Consider the following 21,344-nt stretch of genomic DNA (forward strand, 5'->3'; position numbering starts at 1 on the left):
AAACAGAATTTACCCCCGTATACTGCACAATCTGATTATAGATGATCAAAACAACACACTCGTCCATATGACAAAAACAGCGTCAACGATACAATTTATACAAAAGCGAATTGCATATCGCCGCCGCAACACCGCTTCCGCCCTTACGTCCTCTGTTAACTATATAAGGAACGTCTTTGTCATTATTTATTATAAGTTCTTTTGCCTCAACAACGTTTACAAAACCGACCGGAACGCCTATTATGAGCTCAGGTCTGTAGCCTTCATCCATAAGCTCTTTTAATTTGATAAGTGCCGTCGGCGCATTTCCTATCGCATAAATTATCGGAACGCCGAGCTTTGCCGCCTTTTCCATGCTGACATATGCTCTTGTAACATTTCGCTTTTTGGCTTCCTTGGCAACTTCTTCATCTGCCATGAAGCAATGAACTTCTCCTCCGAATCTTGCGAGAGTTTTTTTGCTTATTCCCGAAAGTGCCATATTTGTATCGGTCACAATATGTACGCCATTCTTAATGGCCTCAAGCCCCTTTTCCACCGCGCCGTCCGAGAACATCATTGTATCCGCGTACTCAAAATCTGCCGTGGTATGAATCACCCTTATCACGGTAGCTTCTGTATCATCCGGAAGCGTCTTTCCCATTTGTGTGAGTTCTTGTTTTATTATGCCAAGACTTGTTTTTTCTATATCGGAAGGAAGAATGTGCTTAATTTCCATCTGTTTTCCTCATTTTAATACTGCTGTAATTTCATTTAAGATGTCATGACATCTTGAATCAAAGATTCAAGATGCTTGCAAACAGGCCATTCAAAGCGACTTCGTCGCAGGGCCTATTTGCCACCTGAATCATATTCTCACGAAATCCGCAGCAGGTGCGGATTTCTGTAATTTCATTTAATATGTCATACATTCTTGAACATGAAGTTCAAGAATGCATCAACCAAGCCAATTTTGAATCGACTTCGTCGATAGGGCTTGGCTGACTCCTGATTCATGTTCTCACGAAATCCGCAGCTGGTGCGGATTTCTGTAATTTCATTTAAGATGTCATGACTATTTAAGCTTATGAAAAAATCCCGTATCATCGCTTTTACCTGAGAGCACCCCTCCGAGGTCACTTATTATATCACCGGTTTTATTTGCAAACTGATACAGTGATTTGTCTGTATACCAGACATCGCCGTTCTTTACAGCTTTCATATCATTAAATATCACATCGCTTTGCTTAAGTTCGTCAAGGTCTGCGGGCGCATCCTCTATCGCAGCATTATATATGAGAATATCAACATCTCTTGCATAGTCATAATATGCCTCAGTACTTACGCTAAGATATGACGAATTACCTTCTTTACCGGTTTGCGGCGGTGCAACGTAGACTCCGCCTGCTTTTTCTACCATCTTTGCAAAATAGTCGTCTTTCCCCCTCGTAAATATCAGATGTTCTGAATTTACAGAGAAAAAAGATACTGTTTTGCCCGAAAAATCAATATCATCAAGCGATGTAACTTTTACAATCTGCTCTGCAAAAGCCTGCTCCGCCTCTTTTTCTTTTCCCGTCAAAAGTCCGTATATCTTTATCCACTCGCATCTTCCGAGCGGATCCTGCTCATAACTCGATTTATCAATAAAAACAGGTATTTCGAGCTGTTCAAGTTTCTCAATGACTTTAGGAGAATGAAGTATCATAGTCGATTCAATCGCAAGTTCGATGTCATCGGACACCATCATCTCATAGTTTGGTGCACTATACTTTCCGCCGTATTTAAGTTTTCCTTCATCCATCATCTTTACGGCAGAATCTATGTACCAGTCGTCACGCTCAATACCTGAAAGGGCGATATTCTCTGTAGCTCCTATCGTATCAAACTGACACATTGCTCCCGATGCGGCAAGATAAATCTTATCAAGCGGCTTTTGTAGTATTTTTAAATTCTTATCATCGCTCTTTGGGATTTCTTTTCCGTCAGGTACTATAAGATAATTTCTTCCGTCATCTATACTTATAACCGCGTAGCCGTCTGAATATCTGTGTATTCTGTAGCACTTTGCGAAGTTGTTATCATCGGTTGATTCATATGTAAGACCTGCTATCACAGGTGGTTTTTCAAGTTCAGATTCTGTTTTAAGCTTTACTTTCGTTTCTTTTGCAGATTCTTCTTCGATATTTGAATCATCTTTGGAATCAGAAACAGAAAAAGTAAGTGTGTAATCAATAAGATGTGGCTTACTCATGGCTGTCGTATCAGCCTGAACATCCATCTTTTTATCAAGGACTATCGGAATCTCAAATTCAGAATTCCCATCTGTATTTACTTTATCATATCTTTGCCCGTCTACGATCATGTAGTCGTAATTCGGACTGCTCCAAACAATCCTTGCCGTAAGTTTGCCTTTTTTGGCAGTTACAGTGCAAGGGCTTTCTACAGTTGCTCTTCCGCTTCCTCCCGTAAGAGTAACAGATGCGGCATATTCCCCATCTGAAATATTGCCGCATCCGATTACACTTATGGTGAAAAACAGAAGAAACATAATACCTTTTATATAATTATTCAGTATATTTTTCTGTCTGTTCATTGTGGTTTTCATTTACTTGATAACCGCACCTGTGTGCTCAACATAGAGTTTCTGTACATCTGCAATTCTTCCGAGACCGCTGATCTGGCAATCGATCTTTTCGAATGCCCCCGATGCCTCGAATCCGCTCTTCCAGGAATCGGCATCATCTCCGGCCATATCGTTGTTTGCGTGATCTCCTGCAACAACCATAAGGGGACGAAGAACTACTTTCTTATATCCAGCTGCCTTAACCTTCTCGATAACCTTGCTAAGCTCGGTTTCTTCAGGCTCACCTTCTACAGTTCCGATGAATACGTTCTTGTATCCAAGCTTATCCATCTGTGTCTGCATCTGGCTGTAAGTTACATTTGCTGTGTGTGATGTCCCATGTCCCATAAGAACAAATGCTGTGCCGTCCTTATCAGCAGCTTCGATGCTGTCAAACTTTGCTGTCTTAACCGCTTCTGCAACAACTGCCTTTGCTACGGTTTCTTTATCCTTATTGATAACCGAAGCATCTTTTCCAACTTCACCGAGAAGAGGCTCTGCCACTGCTACCTTAGTAAATTTGCTCTCATATTTCTTAAGCGCATCCATAAGCTCGTCATACTCTGCACCGTGCATAAGGTGTGTGGGCTGAACAATAAGCTCTTTTACGCCGTTATTTACTGCTCTCTCAAGCGCCTGATCAACGTTATCGATTGCTTCATTATCTCTTGCAAGAACGTGGTTGATAATGATCTGTGCTGTGAAAGCTCTTCTTACCGCATAATCAGGATAAGCTGCTGCAAGAGCCTTCTCTACTCCACTTATATCCTCAACCCTGCTTTCGTTAAAAGAAGTTCCAAAACTTACTACAAGAATCTCTTTATCCCCAATCTTATCGGCATTGAGGGCATCATCCTTAGATGCATCGCCTGTATCTCTTCCAAAGTAATCAGGATCTGCTTCTTCACCTTCAACAAGCTCCTTCTGACTGTCTGTAAGCGCATCCCACGCTTTCTTTGCTTCGGCGCACTGTTCATCAGTCTTATCCGTACGCTCCTGAACATAGATAGCATCGATCAGCTTTGCAACATTATCAGCTGCTGCCTGATCTTCATCCGAAGCTTCGGGCTTAACATCAGAAACAGAAACCTTATGGTCGTACCATTTTTCCTTTTTTCCAATAAGTGCCACATCAAACTCCTCATCGATTGCAGGAACAGGAATATCGAAGCCATTAACTTCTTCTGTTGTTCCATCTTCATAAGTTACTGTATCATTTGTTGGCTGAAGGAGCTCTGCTCCCTCCTTCTGCGCATCCTCTGCAGTTCCGCAGAACAGATTTAAAATCCCCTTTGATGCAAGTGATACGTGGATTGTCATCTTACCGTCTTTAACGGTAAGTGTTCCTTTTCCGTCATTTGCTTCATTTACATGGAACATTGAGCTGTCTGTGTTAAAAGAAGCTGTGTAGACTCCGTCTGCAAGTTCTCCGTCTGCTGCTTCTGCATCTGAAGCTTCTGAAGATGCCGCATCCGCCGCTTCAGTTGAAACCTCCGATGAAGCTGTGTCTGAAGCTGCTTCATTTTGTGCTTTCCCGCATCCTGCAAACATTGATACACACAATGCTGTTGCAAGTAATAATGCAAGTGTTTTCTTTTTCATAATAGTCCTCCGTGAAAATATATGATTACGAAAGCCTGTGAAGAAAGGTGAAAAAGCGCCATGTAGTAGTTATCACGGCAAGATGTACAAGCTTTTACATCCTTGCCTTTGCAACTACTGTACAATCTTTTTACATCCTAATCTTTTATGTGAAACTTCCACACTAATTCTCCCAAGAAAAAAGCCCGTGCCGAAGCACGAGCTGATAGTTCATACGATGTAAAAATGCGCAAAAGAATCCAATTTGCTGCGTTCTACAGCAAACCACATCTTCGTACAACCAGTTCCTCGTGGCTTGGGTATCCCATGTACAGCGACAGGCAGGTCTCCCGGCTGATCGAAACTTGTAAAAAAATCTCGAATCACGGTGACGAGTTCGTGCAGGACTTACACCTGCTTCCCTTTTCACCCACAGTCCTCTTCCTAAATATGAAATAATGACAGTAAATCTTCTCACCCCATACATAAAGGAACTGCGGACACCTTCCGCTTTTTATGAAATTTTCATCACATATAATAGCACATCTTTAAGAATAATCAAAACCTCGCAAGATATAAAGTACACCGTACAGCATATAAACTTGCCGCTCGTACGGTGTCTCTTTCGCTTTTCACACCGTACGTATCATAAACATACCGCCTGTACGGTGACTTTTTCACTTTTTGTACCGTACAATTCATAAACCTGCCTTCCGTACGGTAACTTTTTCGCATTTCGTACCGTACATATCATAAACATGCCATCCGTACGGTAACTTTTTCGCTAATGTGAACCCCATGTCAAGGACACACGCTTCATTTTTTGGCAGTATTTATTGCCAATGCTGATGGTAGTTGATTGGTTACTTTATAATGATAGTATTCATTTGGTGCCATCCCTTGTAGTTGCACCTGGTACCTATCGTTATTGTAATAGTTAATCCAGTCATTTATTCTGTTCTGGACGTCATCGAATGTCTTCCAGGTTTTTATATATGGGCTAAGTTCATCCTTCATATGTCCAAAGAAACTCTCTTGTGGAGCATTATCCCAGCAGTTTCCTCTTCTGGACATAGATTGTGTGAGGATTGTGTTAGTAATAAGATCTCTAAACTTAACGCTAGTATAGTGACAGCCTTGGTCACTGTGAATGAATGTAGTAGCATTCAATGAGTATAAGTGATTCCTCATTAGTTGACGCACTGTTTCAAGAACAAAGTCTATTTCAAGTGATTCACTAAGCTGAAAAGCCAGTACTTGCATTGTGTAAGCATCAATAATCACTGATAGATAGCAGAAAGCGTCATTTAATCTGATGTAGGTTATATCTGTTAGCAGCACCTGTCGTGGTCCATGGCTCTTGAATTGACGTTGTACATGGTTCGGAGCAACAGCATTTGTCTTGAGTGCTTTTGCCATGCGCCTGTAGGGATTCGCTTTTCGAATAGGACATTTTAAGCCATACTTTCGCATAATCCTGATGACTTTCTTGTGATTCATGGGCGTGCCCGTTCTGACAAGCCTCATGCATATGCTTCGATATCCTTTGGCGTATCCTCTAAAGTCATATGCTTGTTTTATAATAGCAAAATCCCGAAGATCCCTAGCTTCACTCTGGAGACGGTGTTGTGAAGCAGCCTCTGATATGTAGCGATAATACCCGGAGCGCGATACACCTGCGAGTTCGCAGAGCTCCTTTACATCCAGACAACTGTCATTAGAGCTGACTTCTCTTTGGATGGCTTTAAATATATATTCCTTCTGATGAACTAGTTTCCCGGAGGATGAAGATATATATTTTGAATTTTTTTTAAAAACTCAACCTGCTGTTCAAGATGTACGATTCTTTGCTGCATCTCTTTGATAGATGTTGAAGTCCTCTGGGCGTCAAGGTTTTTCTTTGCATAGGCCTTGGTGCGCTCAGCTTGTGACAATCCCCTAGGTGGTTTTAATCCTTCAGGAGAAGTCGCCTCTGCAAGGATATTTCTGCGTATGTTATCAATGGTAGTCCTTGCGAACATCGAGGGATCATACCCAGCAGCCTTAAGAATCTTAGGTGTTGTAAGACCATGGTTAGTTACCTGGTCAATAAAATATTCCTTGAACTCAAGAGTGAACGTTAGCCTATAGGGGGTAGCTGTGTGTGTATAAGGATTCTGAACAAGAATTGCAACTTGTTCATTTGTGTAACATGGTTTCTTTTTTGGATTCATATAGAGTCCTCCCTTGCTAATTATATCAGCAAAGACAGTTACATCCGTGTCCACATGTTGGGATTATCACATTTTTTAGTAAATATACAGCCAATGTTATGTCCACATGTCGGATTTGTTGTTTGAAATCCTGCCAAAATGCTTTTTGGCTGTGTCCACTTCTTGGGGTTCATTTTACGCATTTCGCACCGTACATATCATAAACATGCCATCCGTACGGTACTTTTTACTTTTTCGCACCGCACACATTCTACGCGACCTCTCTGTACGGTGCACTCCTTCACTCCCGCACCGCACACAATCTCCTCAGTCTCTCTGTACGGTGCACCTTCTCTACCGCACAAACTCAACGTACATTTCTCTGTAGCTCATCACTTACTCACATCTGCTAAGCGAAGCACCACCGCTATATGTGTCGGGGAATTCTTCTTCATTCCAGGTCTCATAGTATTCAAGTACATTCTCATCGCTTTCGGAAGTCTGATAAGTATACTTAACTCCTGTTGATGATGTCGCTTGTATTTTGCACTTTGAACCCAGTAACAGCGCCTCTATCTTATCGACATGATCTACAACAAACTCTTCATCTTTAAGATGCCCGTATTTTATCTCTGAATCCGTAAATTCCACATAGTACTCGGGTTGCATACTTCCATCGTCTTCGTATGACATAGAAGCCGTCTGCCATCTTCCCTCCAATTTTGATTTAGAATCATGTAAAGCTGATACCAAGTCCGCCGAATTATCATCTGCATCCGAAGAAATATAGTCAGATGCCGGGCCATCATCGCCAATTACTTCCTCAAGTTCTTCAAAAACATCTTTGTTTTTTTGTCCGCAACTTACTGCTGACAATGCAAATGTTGTCAATAAAAGCATCAAAGGCAATCTTCTCATAGAAATCCTCTTCCAATCTTATTATTTATGCGCTGAATCTGCATATGTTTTTATTGAATCACATAGCATATTATTTAACTCTTACTAAAAATATGCATAGAAGCGCAAAACTTCTATGCATATAATTATACATCTTACTATTTTGGGTGAATATCAATTTTTTAAGCATTTCAGGTTTCCCAGTACAACCAAAAAACTCAATCTCAAATACTACCCAAAATTGAAACACTTTTCACATAGCTGTATATCCACCATCAACCGGAAGGATAACTCCATTTACATATGTACTTGCAGGAGATGAAAGGAAGATTGCCGCACTGTCAAGCTCTCCTTCTTTTCCATAGCGCTGCATGGGAATCATTGTTCGCGCGTACTGCTGGAAGAACTCGCTGTCCAAAGTTTCTTTTGTAAGCGGTGTTTCAAAATATCCGGGACAGATCGCATTTACCGTAATGCCATTATTTCCCCACTCAGAAGCAAGGGCTCTTGTAAGATTGACTACACCGCCCTTTGCTGCATGATATGCAACCGCAGGAGCAATGTTATTTCCAACAAGTCCGTACATGGAAGCAATATTTATAATTCTGCCATATGCGGCGGGAATCATTGCTTTCTTTGCAACCGCTCTTGCCATCTTAAAGCTTCCTGTAAGATCTATAGCCACTTCACCTTCAAATTGAGAGTCTTCAACATCCTCGGCAGCTGTAGCTCCCGATCCAGTACCGGCATTGTTTATAAGAATATCGATTCTTCCGAATTCCTTCATTACAGTATCAACTGCATCATTTACATTTTCTGTGCTTGTAATATCACATACAACGCCGATTGCCTTAACCTTATATTTTTCACTAATTTCTTTTGCTACTTCATCAATAAGATTCTTGCGGCGGGCAACAGCTACAATATTGCACCCCTGTGATGCAAGCGCTTTCGCCATCTGTACTCCGAGTCCCGAAGAACAGCCTGTTATAATCGCAACTCTCTCTGATAAATCAAAATAATTTTTTTCCATGTTTTTTTCTGTATTATCCGATAATTAATGAAATAATGTCGGACATACTTTCCCTTTCCTAGTGCTGCTGTCATAAAATAACTCGACTTATTTGGTGACAGCAGCACTAATATTGTGTTATATTAAGGGCTTATGTAAGCTACCGTAATATCAAAATAGTCTATTCGCAGTGTCCCGTTTCAACGCTGCATTCTCTTATTAAAATATGCCTTACATCATGATTTTCATTCTCTTGAGGCATACTTTCTCTTGTTCTGGCTCACATTTTCTTCATAACGTATGCCCAACATCATGATTTTCGTTCTTTTAAGGCATATTTTCCCTTATTCAGCCTCGCATTTTCTTCGTATTGTATGCCCTACATCATGATTTTCGTTCTCTTAAGGCATATTTTCTCTTGTTCCGCTTCGCATCATCTTCGTATTGTATGCCTTACATCATGATTTTCATTCTCTTGAGGCATATTTTCCCTTATTCAGCCTCGCAGTCTTTACCTAGCGCCCCTATAATGCACCTTTACGCAATGCATGCTCCGGCTGCTTGGCGTGTTCTTCCTCATTTCTCCGTAATTGTATATCCCAAAGCTTCTATATCTTTGGTAAAAGAGCTGTCGTCAACCTCCCTGTCGTAGCTGACAACCGCCTCTTTTTTTCTTAAATTGACTTTGGCTGAAACGCCGTCAATTCTGTTTATTGCGCGCTTAACTCGGTTTACACAGTTTTCACAGTGCATCCCTTCTATTTCAAACACTTTAGTCTTTATAACAGGACCGGCAAGCTCTTTGTCCGGTTCTTTCACTGTCGAGCCGCCTCCTCCGCAGCAACCTCCTTCACCCTTAAAGTGTTTAATCGCTCCGCTAAAAGCCGCGAACAAAATTATTGCCAAAATCGCTGCTATTATAATATTTGACATAATCGGCACCTCACATATATGACATTCTATATTCGTAACCGCTTATCCCCAAACATGCCCCCACTACATTTATTCATTTAGACCTTATTTCTCCACACCCATTCCTTCAGACCTTATTCCCGATTCTTTTTTTGGAAGTAAACGTTATCCAAGCCTTCATCACTTCTTTACTATAACCTCATTTAAATCATTTTCCTTCATCACTTCTTTACTATAACCCCATTTAAATCATTTTCCTTTATCACTTCTTCGCGATAACCGTTATCCACGGCTTGTTTCCATGATGATCCGCAACAACATTCTTAAATCCGGCTCCTTTAAGCGCACTCTTGATATCATCGATCGTATGACATTTCATGCCTTCAACAATCTTCTCAAATCCAAGACTTGCCTTGTCCATTCCGTCAGATTCATTTACGATCATGAATGTTCCACCGGGCTTAAGCGCCTTATTCACTTCACCAAAACATTTCTCAAGTCCCGGCCAGAAATAAATGGTCTCAAAAGCCGTAGCAAGATCAAACTGCTCATTCATATTAAGCTCGGCAACATTCCCCTTCTGCACCTTACATCTTCCACTCGCTATCATATCCGCGTTAAATGCCTTGGCCTTCTCAACGGATAACTCGGAATAATCAATTGCAGTAAGCTTAGAAGACGGATACTTCTTCATAAGCGCAGATGCGTTTCTTCCGCCTCCGCATCCGACTTCCAAAATTTCATCCGGCGCAATTGTCTGAAGGTGCGACATTCCCCAGTCAGCCATCTTCGCATGTCCGCCGTTCATAGTATCAATCATCATCTTTCCCAGAAAACCTTCCGGTTTACTCACCTGATTTACATACTTTTTAAATAATCCCATATTTCTTCATCCTCTCATCTTTTTTATCCGGCAAGCTCAAACTTGCATAGTTCACACCGAGTAATTTACCCAAAATCTGTCACTCAACATTCTTAAGTGCTTCACTCATCGGAATCTTACCTATCTTCCTGTACTCAATAACGGCAACAACCGCATAAGTAATTATTCCCATGAGGAACATCTTTACATAAACCGACGGATCAAGCCAGATAACCATCCAGCCGCTCATCATCTGCTTTAACATAACTCTGAATATTCCGACCATAACATAAGACAATATCGGGTACGAAATAAGGAGCGAAGCCACGACCACCAGCGCCGTGGGGACTATATACAACGCCGCAACCTCTTTTCCCGTGTAACCCAGAATCTTAGCCATAGATATCGACTGCACATTCCTTTCGATGATAAGTTTGGACAAAAGATATATCAGCACAATAAACATGACCACCGAGAACCCGTCTACCATGTACATGAGATTCCCCATCGAAATCATAAGCTGCCTCGACACTCTTGTAAGCGACTCTTCATCTACGACAGTACCAATGTACTTATCTTCTATATCAGTAATTTCCGTATCGGAGAAATATCCCGAGAACATATCTTCCGAAAGTCCCATTATGTCATTTAGATGTTTTTTGCTCATAAAGACCGCAATTCCGCCGTCGTAGTCATATACCCCCGTTACATTAAAGCCGTAATATTTATCTTCATAGGGCTCTTTAAGTGTTATCACATCGCCTTCTTTAAGCCCGTACTTATCTGCATACGCCGATGAAATAAGAACCGTCTTATCATCAAAGTCAGCGTGAATAAACTTGCTGTTCTCTTTTATCCCGTACAGACTTACATCTTCAACTCTGCTTCCGCCTTCACCCGTTGTCTTAAGTCCGTAAGCAGAGAATTTCTCCGCCGTCGGATTATTTGTACTTATCTTGTTCAGTAAAAAGACATATGAAAAAGCCGTCGACAATTCATCTTCGTCATCTATCGCCCCTGCCGGAATCTGAAGCATATATGTGTGCTTTGCAAGCATATTTTCTGTCACAATCCCCTGAAAATGCACAAGAAGCGGCGGAAGCATCATTCCGAAAAAGAGAAGCAGATTGGCAAACAAAAGCCCCATAAAAAGAATTATGTAACTGCTCTTATTCTGAATAAGAATTCTTATACGGAAACGGTCAAAAAACCTTATCTTTTTGTTTAAGACAATCGCAGCACGCGGCTTCTTCCCGCTAAGGTCGCGCTTGATAAGCTTTAAAGGACTTAAACTCAGTTTTTTCCTGAGGACAAAATAAGTTATAAAGATCATTATCACTACAGGAATTGCAGTGGTCTTCCAAAAAGCCTCCGCACTCCAGATTGTCACATATGTAGGAAGTGAATAGCTTCCGTAATACATAGCAACGCATACGTTCTTAAAACATGTATATCCCAGAATATTTCCGATGACCGCCGCGATAACGGTTACAATAAGCGGCATTGACATATAATGTCTTATAAGCTCATTTATCGTATATCCTGACGCCCTGAGCGTACCTATTACAGTAGCTTCTTTATGTATAGTGTTATTGATCGTAACTCCGAATACAAAAGCAACAATGATGATTATTATGTACAAAAGAACTTCCATCATTGCCTTGTCGCCGACGATATCTTCTCCCGTGAATGTAATCGACTGATTAAGATATCCCGGAACAAAATTCTCGAGGGAAACAATATTAGCCAGAACGTCCATCAGATCGTCAGAAGCTTTTTTCTCTTCCTCGTCCGTCTGAGGTTTATTGTCATACAGCCAAGCATAGTTATAACGAATCTTACCCTCATCGTATTTTGCAAACTGCTTATCCGATACGACCGAAACACCAAACGCAGATGCGTCAAACATCATGTCGTTATTGCTGTAAAAAAGTGCGCTGTAATCAGACAATGCCACAAGGCCTACAATCTCATAGCTCTCGCTTCCCGAAACCAGTTTGTCTCCGACACTCAGCCCGTTATTATCTGCATACATTCTGTCTATCGCAATCTCATAAAGGTCATCCGGAAGCCTTCCTTCCATCACGCATGCCTTATCTATCTGTTCCCTGTTTGAAAATATTCTAAGTTTTGTGTTGTTATCAAATTCTTTTTCTATATAGAAGTTTTCAAATATAGAAACTCCTTTTTTCTCAATCCGCTCTTTTTGCGTGGCGGTTATTTTCTCTTCCGTTCTGAAGTTTCCATCTTCTATGTTATATTTTTCAAAGCTCTCGTCATAAGCTTTGATCATGCTCTCACCGGCAACAAGAAAACCCGAAACAAAGCCTATTGAAAAAACAAGCAGAATGAAAATAACAATGTATTTCCCAATATCGCCTGTAAGTTCTCTGATGAGTCTTTTGTTAAGCGGTTTCTTCATCTTACCAGTCAAGCTCTGCCGCTGTTTGTTTCGTTTCATTTCTGTAACTCTTTCTTATAACGCCGTCTCTTAATTTCACTACAAAATCAGCCATATTCTTTATGGCGTCATTGTGAGTGACCATGATGACTGTATTTCCATATTCCTTGTTAACTCTTTCAATAAGTGCAAGAATCTCTTTGGAAGTATTGTAATCGAGGGCTCCTGTGGGCTCGTCGCACAAAAGAATATCCGGATTCTTTACGATTGCTCTTCCTATCGAGCATCTTTGCTGCTGCCCTCCCGACAACTGACTCGGTATTTTGTTCTGATGTTCCTTTAGACCAAGTACCTCTATGATTTCGTCAATATCAAGCGGTTTCTTGGAAAGATATGCCCCAACCTCAATATTTTCTCTGACGGTAAGATTGGGAATAAGATTGTACATCTGAAAAATATACCCAAGGTGCTCTCTTCTGTATGAAGTAAGCGCCTTCTCGTCCATATCCGCCATACTCTTTTCCCTGATTATTATCTTGCCTGAATCGGCGGTATCAATTCCTCCGATTATATTAAGAAGAGTGGACTTTCCGGAACCTGACGGGCCAAGAAGTACCACAAACTCCCCTTTTTCAATGCCAAGACTAATATCCTTAAGTACTTCAATACGGCTTCCACCCTCGCCATACGATTTTTTGATATTCTGTAATTCTAATTGCATAATAATTCCTTGTTCTATGGAATGGTGCCGTCAATTATGTTTGATCATGTCTATTCTCTCAACAGCCCCAATGTCCTCCAATTCTTTTATCATACGATAAACAGTTGCTGTCCCTATTGATTCGTCTCTATTCTTGACAATACAGCATATTGTCTTGCATGAAACACCATCATTCTCAGCAATAACCTTAGCCACAATTTTTCTCTGTTTAGTTATTCGCATTCCGTTGTTTCGTAGCATCATGATTATCTGTTCATCATTCATAATCTCGTCTCCAATTCAAAAAGCCATCATACTGTTCCGTCTGTTATATATCGCATGTTAGCTTAAGCTAACCTTTTGTTATTAAGTAAGCCCGCATTAAACGGGCTTACAAATTATTAGTCAAGTTTATATTCAAGTACCATTTCTCTCTGAGTTCTCTTTATGAGATATACAATAACACCTGCAAATCCTGCGATTGCAACAAGTCCTGCCGCAAATCCTGCGCCTACAGTTCCTGTTGTAATAAGTGTTCCAATCTGATATACAAGGAAACCAACAGTAAATCCGGATGCAAGCTGAAGTCCGATTGCTCCCCAGAGCCACTTGGCAGACTTCATCTCAGAATTCATAGCACCAAGAGCTGCAAAGCAAGGTGGTGTGTAAAGGTTAAACATAAGATATGCAAGAGCTGCAACCTTAGTGATTCCCATTACTGCCGCAACAGCGTTACCTTCTCCGATAAGCTCAAGTTCTTCCGTATCGATAAGATTTGAGATTGCATATACGGTAGCGATTGTTCCTACTACATTTTCCTTCGCAATAAATCCTGTGATAGCTGCTGCCGCAAGCTGCCAGCTCATGACACCTACAACAGGAATAAGAAGATAAGCAAAAGGTCCTGCAACGCCTGCAAGGATCGATGTTCCTTCCATTCCCTCTTCTACAGGCTGGAAGCTGAAATCAAATGTCTGCATGATCTGAACTACAGTATTGCAAACAAGGATAACGGTTCCTGCTTTAACAATGTATGACTTACCTCTCTCAAGCATTGACTTAATCGCAAACATAAGGCTCGGAACCTTGTACTCGGGAAGCTCAATGATAAAGAAGCTCTTTCTGTACTTCATACCTGTGATAGCCTTAATAAGAAGCGCTCCGAGAAGGATAAGCAATATACCTCCCATATAGCAGATGAAACTTACCCATCTTGATTCAGGGAAAAATGCGCCTGCAAAAAGTGCGATAACAGGAAGCTTGGCTCCGCAAGGCATAAATGTTGCAAGCATAGCTGTTGCACGTCTTTCTCTCTCATTTCTGATAGTACGGCAAGCCATGATCGCAGGAATACCGCAACCTGTTCCTATGATCATAGGAATAACCGACTTTCCTGAAAGACCTACTCTCTTAAAGATAGGATCAAGAACTACTGTTGCTCTTGACATATATCCGCAATCTTCAAGAAGCGCGATAAGGAAATACATTACCATAACAAGAGGGAGGAATCCTACAACCGCTCCTACACCGCCGATGATACCATCTACAAGAAGTGCATAGAGAAGCGGATTAGCATCTGCCATTGCATCTCCGACCATTCCCTGGAAACTCTCAATCCATCCCGCAAGAATATCCGCAAGCCATGTTCCGACCGTTGTCTGTGAAATATAGAACACAAGCCACATAATAGCAGCAAAAACAACAATTCCGATAACAGGATGTGTGATCACATTATCGATCGTATCACCGAAGTTCTTATCCTTTGTAAGAACCTTACGGTTCTCAACTTCACTTACAATCTTATTTACAAATTCAAAGCGCTTTCTGTCAGCCGCTTCAACCGCCGTTTTATCATGAACGTCAACATCTCCCTGTCTGTAAGGCTCTTTCTGTCCTTTTCCTTCAAGTGATGCCGCAACCTTAACCACATCTTTAAGACCGTTCTCAGATGTTGCAACAGTCTTGATCACAGGGCATCCGAGCTTTTCTGCCAATGCCTTCTCGTCAATTGAATTGCCTTTTTTGTCATTGGCATCATTCTTATTGAGTGCAACAACAACAGGAATTCCAAGTTCAAGGAGCTGCGTTGTAAAGAAAAGGCTTCTGCTTAAGTTAGTTGCATCAACGATATTTATTATCGCGTCAGGATGCTCATTCTTTACATAAGCACTTGTGATGCTCTCCTCTGAAGTAAACGGTGACATCGAATATGCACCGGGCAGATCGACAGCGATCAGCTCTTTGTCTCCATCATAATAACTCTTTTTAATAGCATGCTCTTTCTTGTCAACAGTAACTCCTGCCCAGTTACCAATCTTCTCGCTCCTTCCCGTCAGAGCGTTGTACATGGTCGTTTTTCCACTGTTGGGATTACCTGCCATTGCGATTCTCATTACAATTCCTCCTAAAATCGTTTAAAAAAATTTATGGAAAGCAGATTTCTGCACATCCTCAGATATTGATAGCTCCCGCTAACTCAGGATCGATATTATATCTTGCATCCTTAATAGCGACCACAAGATTACGTTTCTTATCAACAACAGTAATCTTCTCTCCGCTATAACATCCCAGTGAAAAAAGGAAGCTCTCCATCTCCTCATCTCCACCTGTGTCTATAGCATCAATTATGTATTCCTTACCAAGTTCCGCATCATTAAGTGTCATATTACCCTCCTGTAACTCGAGTTAGCATCATACAATCATTATTAGCTTATGCTAACCTCAAACATAGAATATTCTTATTAAGAATGTTTGTCAATAGCATAATCGCAAAAACATTTCTATCCGCCAAACCGCAGAAAAAATGCCGCATTGGCAAGATGCGGCATTTTGTGTAGGAGATTTCTGTAAACATACGTATGTCACACGTTAGATTTACCTAACTGCGTTCGTGTTAGCACTAGCTAACTTCTTTGTCAACTCTTTTCCGTTAGTTTCTGGTAACCATTTACAATTTTTTGTCTATTTTGCTCATATCAAAGCCACGAAATCTATGATAGACTTCACTGGTGACTGGTTAGCGCTCGCTAACATATTATTTTCTACTTAAGAGAGGAGCTATAAATATGAAAATCAAAGTTTTGTCAGTCATCTTCTCTGCTATTCTTGTATTATCTCTTACAGGATGCGGAAAAGACGACGTGGATTCATCCGCTTCCGATACCGGTAGCAGCACCACAGAAGTAGCCGATAATGCAACCGACAGTACAAGTGTCAGTGGAACATTTGTAAAAATGAATATTCCTTACGGAGATTTCTTTGCAAATGAATTCGAAGGCGGCGAAGGAGTTGATGCCGTATCAAGTGCAACCATGAATAAAGCCGCTAATGACAAACTCACAGGCGGTACCTATCACCTTAAAGATAACAGTATGATCTTAGGTGTCAGCTTTCCCGTCTGCATTCCTGAAGGAACTGAAATTGACGATAGCTTAAAGGTCAATGACGAAGCATCCTTATATGATGCTGCCGACTACTCTTATGTCGAGCTTGCAGAAATTCCAAAGAATTATAAAGAACTTTCAAAAGATTCTTCCGGAAAATATTCATTCAGTAAAACCATCGGTGATACCGAGGATCTTTCTTTATCCGAAGCAAGCATAAATACAGCCACACACTGGGGTGACTATGAGATTGATCTTGACGAGTCTCTTTCTTCTCAGGTAGTATTTGCCGCAACAATTCACACAACCGAAGGGAAGACTTACGGAATGCGTTCACTTGAAAATGTATGGCGCGGCTTTGAGATTGCATTCGCAACAACAGAAAACTATAAGGAACCTCACGGTAACACCGTTGCATATCTTCCGTACGCAGATCTTCCGGGAAAGACAATCGACGAGATTGTACTATATACGGCAGAAGGTGTAAAAAAGACAAATGTTAATCTCTATCTTCCTTTGAAATTCGACAACGAGATAACTGTTGCCGATACTGCACTTACAAGTAAGACAACCACCGTTAAAGTAACCGGTTTCCCTGAAGATTATGAACCTGAATATTCAGTTGAAGGTGACAGCAGCGATATCACTTGCGACGGAGCAAACATCACATGGAAAGATGCTCTTGCCGGAAAATATACACTTACAATAAACGATAAGTCCGGAGTTTATGCTCCTTATACAGCCGATTTCGTACTTTCAACAGACAAAGCAGTTGCCACAGCAAGTGAAAACGGCGTAGTAAAGGCTGACAGTGCTACAGATGATGAGTTTGCTGCATATATAAAAAATATCGAAGCTTATGATGTTAACGGAAACGAAGTATCCGGAACAGATCATAAAGGTGCAAAGATAATCAAAGAAGACGGAACAGTCGACAAAACACTCTCAAATGTTTTTGATAAGACAGGAAAATTCAAAGTAGTTGTAAAATCTTCTGGATATCCCGATGTCACACTTGATGTTGATATCACTGAAGTGGCTCCCGCCAAAGAAGAGCCAAAGAAATAACAGATCTATTTTTCAAAAAGGAGCAATATTGCATGATTATTTTTATATCCTTACTGACAGCTATATTGTTTGTTCTCCTGTTTGAAAAACCGCTGCAAAAAAATCCCATACCCTTCTATGTGATTTTTTCAATCCTTTCCCTTGCAACAATCATCTTACAGTTGCAGGGGATAAATCCCGGCGGTTTTGTAGGAGCATACATATATCCTATGTTCACCAAGGCAGGACTTGCCACTTCATTTTTTGTTCTTGTAATGTATGCTGCAACATTTAAGAACGGATCGCAGCCAATAAAACTCCTTATGTCCATAAGAGGCCCGCTGTCGATAATCGCATCCATTCTGGCTTTGGGACACGTTTTTTCTTATTCGGCTCTGCTGTCTCCAAACGTATCCTCACTGTATATCTTTTCAGTTATCATGCTTTGCATCATGATTCCTCTTTTTATTACTTCTTTTGTTATGATAAGAAAAAAAATGAATCCACGGGCATGGAAAAAATTGCAGCGCTTTGCTTATATTTTTTACCCTATGATCTATGTACATATTCTTTTACTGTATGTCAAAGGCGCAATAAGGGGCGATTCAAAATCCGCTCTGAATATCTTTGTGTACTCGATCATATTCCTGTGGTATTTTATCTGCCGCCCTTTAAAGGCTTACAGCATTTCTCACAAAGACTTTAACCTTGACAAATACAGATATATATCACTTATCTTTGTTGTTTTTGTTTCGCTTGGCTTCTATTTATATATAACCGGTGTTTCGGTTTCCGCCAATGCTTCGAATGATATGAGCTCATCTTTTGAGAGTTCCGAGCCGGAGGCAAACTCCGCATCATCAGTCACAGACGGCATTTACAGTGCCACATGCTTTGGCTATGCAGGAGATATAACGGTTGAGATAAAAGTAGAAAACGGAGAAGTCACCGATATTACTCTTCCCGGCTACGAAGACGAAAGTGACTACAAGCATTTTTCCGAAGAACTGATAGAAGCGTTAAAGCAAGACCCTCTTGCAGATGTCGATACCATTAGCGGTGCAACATTTTCAACAAGAGCCGTTATCGACGCCTACAATGAAGCACTTAAACAGGCAGGTTTGAAATAACTTTTTGCATTATTGGCCAAAAGTTTTGTTGTTGAGAAATCTTCTCGTTTGCAATGCCGCACATATCTTCCATTTGAAATTCTATCTTCCTATAATGATTAATTACCAAAACATTAAATGATATGCGCATTTTTATAAAATGCACAGAAAGGATAACTTATGATCAAGTGGAGTACAGTTGGAAAGATAGCCTGTGGTTTTTTGGTTGGAACGGCAGGAGTTAAAATTCTTGGAAGCAATGATGCAAAGAAATGCTACACTCATATAACCGCCGCTGCATATCGTTGCAAAGATTCAGTTATGGAAACATATACGAACATCAAGGAAAACTGCCAGGATATCAGCGCTGACGCAAAAGAGATCAACGAAAGCAGATATGCCAAAGAAAGAGAAAAAGAAATCGCTGATGCCAAGGCCGTCCTTGAAAATGCAGGAGTATAAGCAAGAGGCGCTGTATGAGATGTAAAATACTTCATGAATCAAAAGAAAGAATGAGAGTCCATTTATACCGGTCGCACATGACGCCTTTCGAAGCCGACCGACTTGAGTATTATCTGGACTCTTTTGATTATGTAAAAAAAGTTTCTGTAAACGAAAGAACATCGAATGCCATCATATTTTTTGACCAAAACAGACGTGATGAAGTCTTATCTTCTCTGTCTGCTTTTGACATTATAAATACCGAAGTAGCGGTCCCCGAACATACCGGACGTGAACTTCGCATAGAATATGAAGATGAGATGTTCTTTCATATTGCACGAAAGGTACTCAATCAGCTGTTCCTGCCCGCTTCTGTCGGCAGGCTGATAATCATTTGGAAAGCTATTCCGTATATCATCAGTGGAATTAAAACTCTTCTGCAGGGAAAACTCGAAGTATCCGTTCTAGACGCAACAAGTATCGGAGTTTCTTTGCTTCGCGGAGATCACAATACCGCAGGTTCTGTAATCTTTCTTCTGAAAATCGGCGAGATAATGGAAGAATGGACACACAGAAAATCAGTGGACGACCTTGCAAGGGCTATGTCACTTAATATAGACAAAGTCTGGGTTATAACAGATGATTCTCAGGAAATTCTTGTAAATATTTCCGATATAAAAATTGGTGACAACATAGTAGTCCGCACAGGAAGCATGATTCCTTTGGACGGAATTGTTTTACACGGCGATGCCTCCGTTAATCAGGCGGCAATGACAGGCGAATCCGCTCCCGTTCATAAAACAATCGATTCCCTCGTATATGCGGGAACCGTTCTCGAAGAAGGAGAACTTATAATCTCTGTTCAAAAAGCTCAGGGTTCGGGAAGATATGACCGAATCGTAACAATGATCGAAGAGTCGGAAAAACTCAAATCAGACACCGAAGCACATGCTTCCCACCTCGCAGACAGGCTTGTTCCTTACACATTTGGTGCAACTCTCCTTACATGGCTGTTTACACGGGATGCCACAAAAGCTACATCTATTCTGATGGTGGATTTCTGCTGTGCACTTAAATTGTCCATACCTATTGCCGTTCTTTCCGCAATGCGCGAAGCCGGAAATCATAAAATCTCGGTTAAAGGCGGCAAATTCATGGAAGCCGTAGCCGATGCAACTACAATTGTTTTTGACAAGACGGGCACTCTTACTTATGCCAATCCAAAAGTCCATGATGTTATAACATTTAACGGCACGGATGCGGATGAAATGCTAAGGCTCGCAGCATGCCTTGAAGAGCACTATCCTCACTCAATCGCCAATGCCGTTGTTAAAGCTGCCGAAGATAAAAACCTGTCTCACGAAGAAAAACATACTAAGGCTGTGTACATCGTCGCACATGGAATTTCAAGTACCATCGATAATCAGAAAGTATGTATCGGAAGCCATCATTTCATTTTCGAAGATGAAGGATGCACTATTCCCAAAACAGAAAAAGAACGCTTTGACAATCTTCCAAATGAATATTCGCACCTATATATGGCAATAGGCGGAGTTTTGTCAGCCGTCATACTTATCGAAGATCCTATCAGAGAAGAAGCTCCGTCAGTTATAAAGAAGCTAAAGAACATCGGATTTGAAAATATCGTAATGATGACAGGCGACAGCGAAAGAACTGCCGCATCGGTCGCTTCAAAAACGGGTGTGACCAAGTATTTCTCAGAAGTTCTGCCTGAAGACAAAGCTGCATTTATCAAAGCGGAACACGAAGCAGGTCGCAAAGTCGTAATGGTCGGTGACGGGATAAACGACTCTCCCGCTCTCTCCGAAGCTGATGCGGGAATTGCCGTAAGCACCGGTGCTTCAATTGCAAGAGAGATAGCCGATATCACCATTTCTTCCGACGACCTTTCGGTGCTCATAACCTTAAAAGAACTAAGCACTAAATTGATGGATAGAATTGACTTTAACTATCGTACAATACTGGGATTTAACTCATTCCTCATCCTTATGGGAATGCTTGGAATCTTCAGTCCAACCACAACGTCACTTCTGCATAACACATCAACGGTTGCACTCAGTATAAGGAGCATGACTGATCTGCTTGATTAACCCCCAGCTCTATCTATGTTTTAAAAAATGCAGTAGACCTTGATCTACTGCATTTTATGTATATTAAAATATTAACTTGTTACTCATGAAG

The 21,344-nt window shown here is 41.0% G+C and carries 18 protein-coding genes and 1 riboswitch; of the genes, 4 read left to right on the plus strand and 14 right to left on the minus strand.

Annotated elements, in window-relative coordinates; all coding sequences use genetic code 11:
* Window positions 1–82: 82 nt before the first annotated feature.
* The 14 genes from DL92_RS0109870 to DL92_RS0109935 all read right to left on the minus strand — a co-directional run bounded on the left by DL92_RS0109870 (window position 83) and on the right by DL92_RS0109935 (window position 15,826).
* Window positions 83–718 carry a precorrin-8X methylmutase gene (locus DL92_RS0109870; RefSeq protein WP_026667561.1) on the minus strand — a complete coding sequence of 212 codons (636 nt, stop codon included), beginning with the start codon at window positions 716–718 and terminating at the stop codon, window positions 83–85.
* 336 nt (window positions 719–1,054) lie between these two features.
* A complete protein-coding gene (locus DL92_RS18925; RefSeq protein ID WP_155841094.1) occupies window positions 1,055–2,575 on the minus strand; it encodes an ABC transporter substrate-binding protein in 1,521 nt (506 codons plus the stop codon).
* 12 nt (window positions 2,576–2,587) lie between these two features.
* The gene (locus DL92_RS18930; protein WP_420314841.1) at window positions 2,588–3,727 is read right to left on the minus strand and encodes a sirohydrochlorin cobaltochelatase; all 1,140 of its coding nucleotides are present in this window, start codon (window positions 3,725–3,727) and stop codon (window positions 2,588–2,590) included.
* A gap of 782 nt (window positions 3,728–4,509) precedes the next feature.
* Window positions 4,510–4,643, minus strand: a riboswitch (cobalamin riboswitch).
* Window positions 4,644–5,002: 359 nt separating this feature from the next.
* A complete protein-coding gene (locus tag DL92_RS21855; protein ID WP_155841096.1) occupies window positions 5,003–5,980 on the minus strand; it encodes an IS3 family transposase in 978 nt (325 codons plus the stop codon).
* On the minus strand, window positions 5,956–6,399 hold the full coding sequence (locus DL92_RS0109890) for an HTH domain-containing protein (protein WP_026667562.1): 444 nt from the start codon (window positions 6,397–6,399) through the stop codon (window positions 5,956–5,958). Before DL92_RS0109890 ends, DL92_RS21855 begins: the two co-directional genes overlap by 25 nt.
* Before the next feature lie 375 nt (window positions 6,400–6,774).
* Window positions 6,775–7,296, minus strand: coding sequence for a hypothetical protein (locus tag DL92_RS0109895; protein ID WP_026655411.1), 522 nt, complete (start codon window positions 7,294–7,296; stop codon window positions 6,775–6,777).
* 232 nt (window positions 7,297–7,528) lie between these two features.
* A complete protein-coding gene (locus DL92_RS0109900; protein ID WP_026667563.1) occupies window positions 7,529–8,308 on the minus strand; it encodes an SDR family oxidoreductase in 780 nt (259 codons plus the stop codon).
* Window positions 8,309–8,863: 555 nt separating this feature from the next.
* Complete coding sequence (locus DL92_RS0109905; protein ID WP_026667564.1) at window positions 8,864–9,220, minus strand: heavy-metal-associated domain-containing protein; 357 nt, start codon at window positions 9,218–9,220, stop codon at window positions 8,864–8,866.
* A gap of 241 nt (window positions 9,221–9,461) precedes the next feature.
* Window positions 9,462–10,082: a class I SAM-dependent methyltransferase gene (locus tag DL92_RS0109910; RefSeq protein WP_026667565.1), complete on the minus strand. Its 621-nt coding sequence runs from the start codon at window positions 10,080–10,082 to the stop codon at window positions 9,462–9,464.
* A 79-nt stretch (window positions 10,083–10,161) separates the two neighbouring features.
* On the minus strand, window positions 10,162–12,522 hold the full coding sequence (locus tag DL92_RS0109915) for an ABC transporter permease (protein ID WP_330371074.1): 2,361 nt from the start codon (window positions 12,520–12,522) through the stop codon (window positions 10,162–10,164).
* On the minus strand, window positions 12,485–13,183 hold the full coding sequence (locus tag DL92_RS0109920; protein WP_026667567.1) for an ABC transporter ATP-binding protein: 699 nt from the start codon (window positions 13,181–13,183) through the stop codon (window positions 12,485–12,487). Before DL92_RS0109920 ends, DL92_RS0109915 begins: the two co-directional genes overlap by 38 nt.
* Window positions 13,184–13,213: 30 nt before the next feature.
* A complete protein-coding gene (locus DL92_RS0109925; RefSeq protein WP_026655416.1) occupies window positions 13,214–13,447 on the minus strand; it encodes a transcriptional repressor in 234 nt (77 codons plus the stop codon).
* 116 nt (window positions 13,448–13,563) lie between these two features.
* Window positions 13,564–15,555, minus strand: coding sequence for a ferrous iron transporter B (feoB, locus tag DL92_RS0109930; protein WP_026667568.1), 1,992 nt, complete (start codon window positions 15,553–15,555; stop codon window positions 13,564–13,566).
* Between the two features lie 58 nt (window positions 15,556–15,613).
* Entirely contained in the window at window positions 15,614–15,826 is a 213-nt protein-coding gene (locus DL92_RS0109935; RefSeq protein WP_026512996.1) for a FeoA family protein, read from the minus strand.
* Between the two features lie 401 nt (window positions 15,827–16,227).
* On the opposite strand from DL92_RS0109935, the gene DL92_RS0109940 reads away from it, so the two are divergent.
* The 4 genes from DL92_RS0109940 (at window position 16,228) to DL92_RS0109955 (ending at window position 21,253) form a co-directional block, all read left to right on the plus strand.
* Window positions 16,228–17,613, plus strand: coding sequence for a hemoblobin-interacting domain-containing protein (locus DL92_RS0109940; RefSeq protein ID WP_026667569.1), 1,386 nt, complete (start codon window positions 16,228–16,230; stop codon window positions 17,611–17,613).
* A gap of 32 nt (window positions 17,614–17,645) precedes the next feature.
* Complete coding sequence (locus DL92_RS20295) at window positions 17,646–18,722, plus strand: FMN-binding protein (RefSeq protein ID WP_026667570.1); 1,077 nt, start codon at window positions 17,646–17,648, stop codon at window positions 18,720–18,722.
* Between the two features lie 159 nt (window positions 18,723–18,881).
* On the plus strand, window positions 18,882–19,163 hold the full coding sequence (locus tag DL92_RS0109950; RefSeq protein WP_026667571.1) for a DUF6110 family protein: 282 nt from the start codon (window positions 18,882–18,884) through the stop codon (window positions 19,161–19,163).
* 14 nt (window positions 19,164–19,177) lie between these two features.
* Complete coding sequence (locus DL92_RS0109955; protein WP_026667572.1) at window positions 19,178–21,253, plus strand: heavy metal translocating P-type ATPase; 2,076 nt, start codon at window positions 19,178–19,180, stop codon at window positions 21,251–21,253.
* The last annotated feature ends 91 nt before the right edge of the window (window positions 21,254–21,344 follow it).

The sequence above is a fragment of the Butyrivibrio sp. AE2005 genome (genome assembly GCF_000686965.1).
GTDB classification, from domain to species: domain Bacteria; phylum Bacillota; class Clostridia; order Lachnospirales; family Lachnospiraceae; genus Butyrivibrio; species Butyrivibrio hungatei_A.

Coding starts and splice junctions, on each gene's coding strand:
- feoB (WP_026667568.1), bottom strand. CDS start 15,555: ATGAGAATCGCAATGGCAGGTAATCCCAACAGTGGAAAAACGACCATG.
- DL92_RS20295 (WP_026667570.1), top strand. CDS start 17,646: ATGATTATTTTTATATCCTTACTGACAGCTATATTGTTTGTTCTCCTG.
- DL92_RS0109950 (WP_026667571.1), top strand. CDS start 18,882: ATGATCAAGTGGAGTACAGTTGGAAAGATAGCCTGTGGTTTTTTGGTT.
- DL92_RS0109920 (WP_026667567.1), bottom strand. CDS start 13,183: ATGCAATTAGAATTACAGAATATCAAAAAATCGTATGGCGAGGGTGGA.
- DL92_RS0109900 (WP_026667563.1), bottom strand. CDS start 8,308: ATGGAAAAAAATTATTTTGATTTATCAGAGAGAGTTGCGATTATAACA.
- DL92_RS18925 (WP_155841094.1), bottom strand. CDS start 2,575: ATGAACAGACAGAAAAATATACTGAATAATTATATAAAAGGTATTATG.
- DL92_RS0109910 (WP_026667565.1), bottom strand. CDS start 10,082: ATGGGATTATTTAAAAAGTATGTAAATCAGGTGAGTAAACCGGAAGGT.
- DL92_RS0109955 (WP_026667572.1), top strand. CDS start 19,178: ATGAGATGTAAAATACTTCATGAATCAAAAGAAAGAATGAGAGTCCAT.
- DL92_RS0109925 (WP_026655416.1), bottom strand. CDS start 13,447: ATGAATGATGAACAGATAATCATGATGCTACGAAACAACGGAATGCGA.
- DL92_RS0109915 (WP_330371074.1), bottom strand. CDS start 12,522: ATGAAACGAAACAAACAGCGGCAGAGCTTGACTGGTAAGATGAAGAAA.
- DL92_RS0109870 (WP_026667561.1), bottom strand. CDS start 718: ATGGAAATTAAGCACATTCTTCCTTCCGATATAGAAAAAACAAGTCTT.
- DL92_RS0109935 (WP_026512996.1), bottom strand. CDS start 15,826: ATGACACTTAATGATGCGGAACTTGGTAAGGAATACATAATTGATGCT.
- DL92_RS0109895 (WP_026655411.1), bottom strand. CDS start 7,296: ATGAGAAGATTGCCTTTGATGCTTTTATTGACAACATTTGCATTGTCA.
- DL92_RS0109940 (WP_026667569.1), top strand. CDS start 16,228: ATGAAAATCAAAGTTTTGTCAGTCATCTTCTCTGCTATTCTTGTATTA.
- DL92_RS0109905 (WP_026667564.1), bottom strand. CDS start 9,220: ATGTCAAATATTATAATAGCAGCGATTTTGGCAATAATTTTGTTCGCG.
- DL92_RS0109890 (WP_026667562.1), bottom strand. CDS start 6,399: ATGAATCCAAAAAAGAAACCATGTTACACAAATGAACAAGTTGCAATT.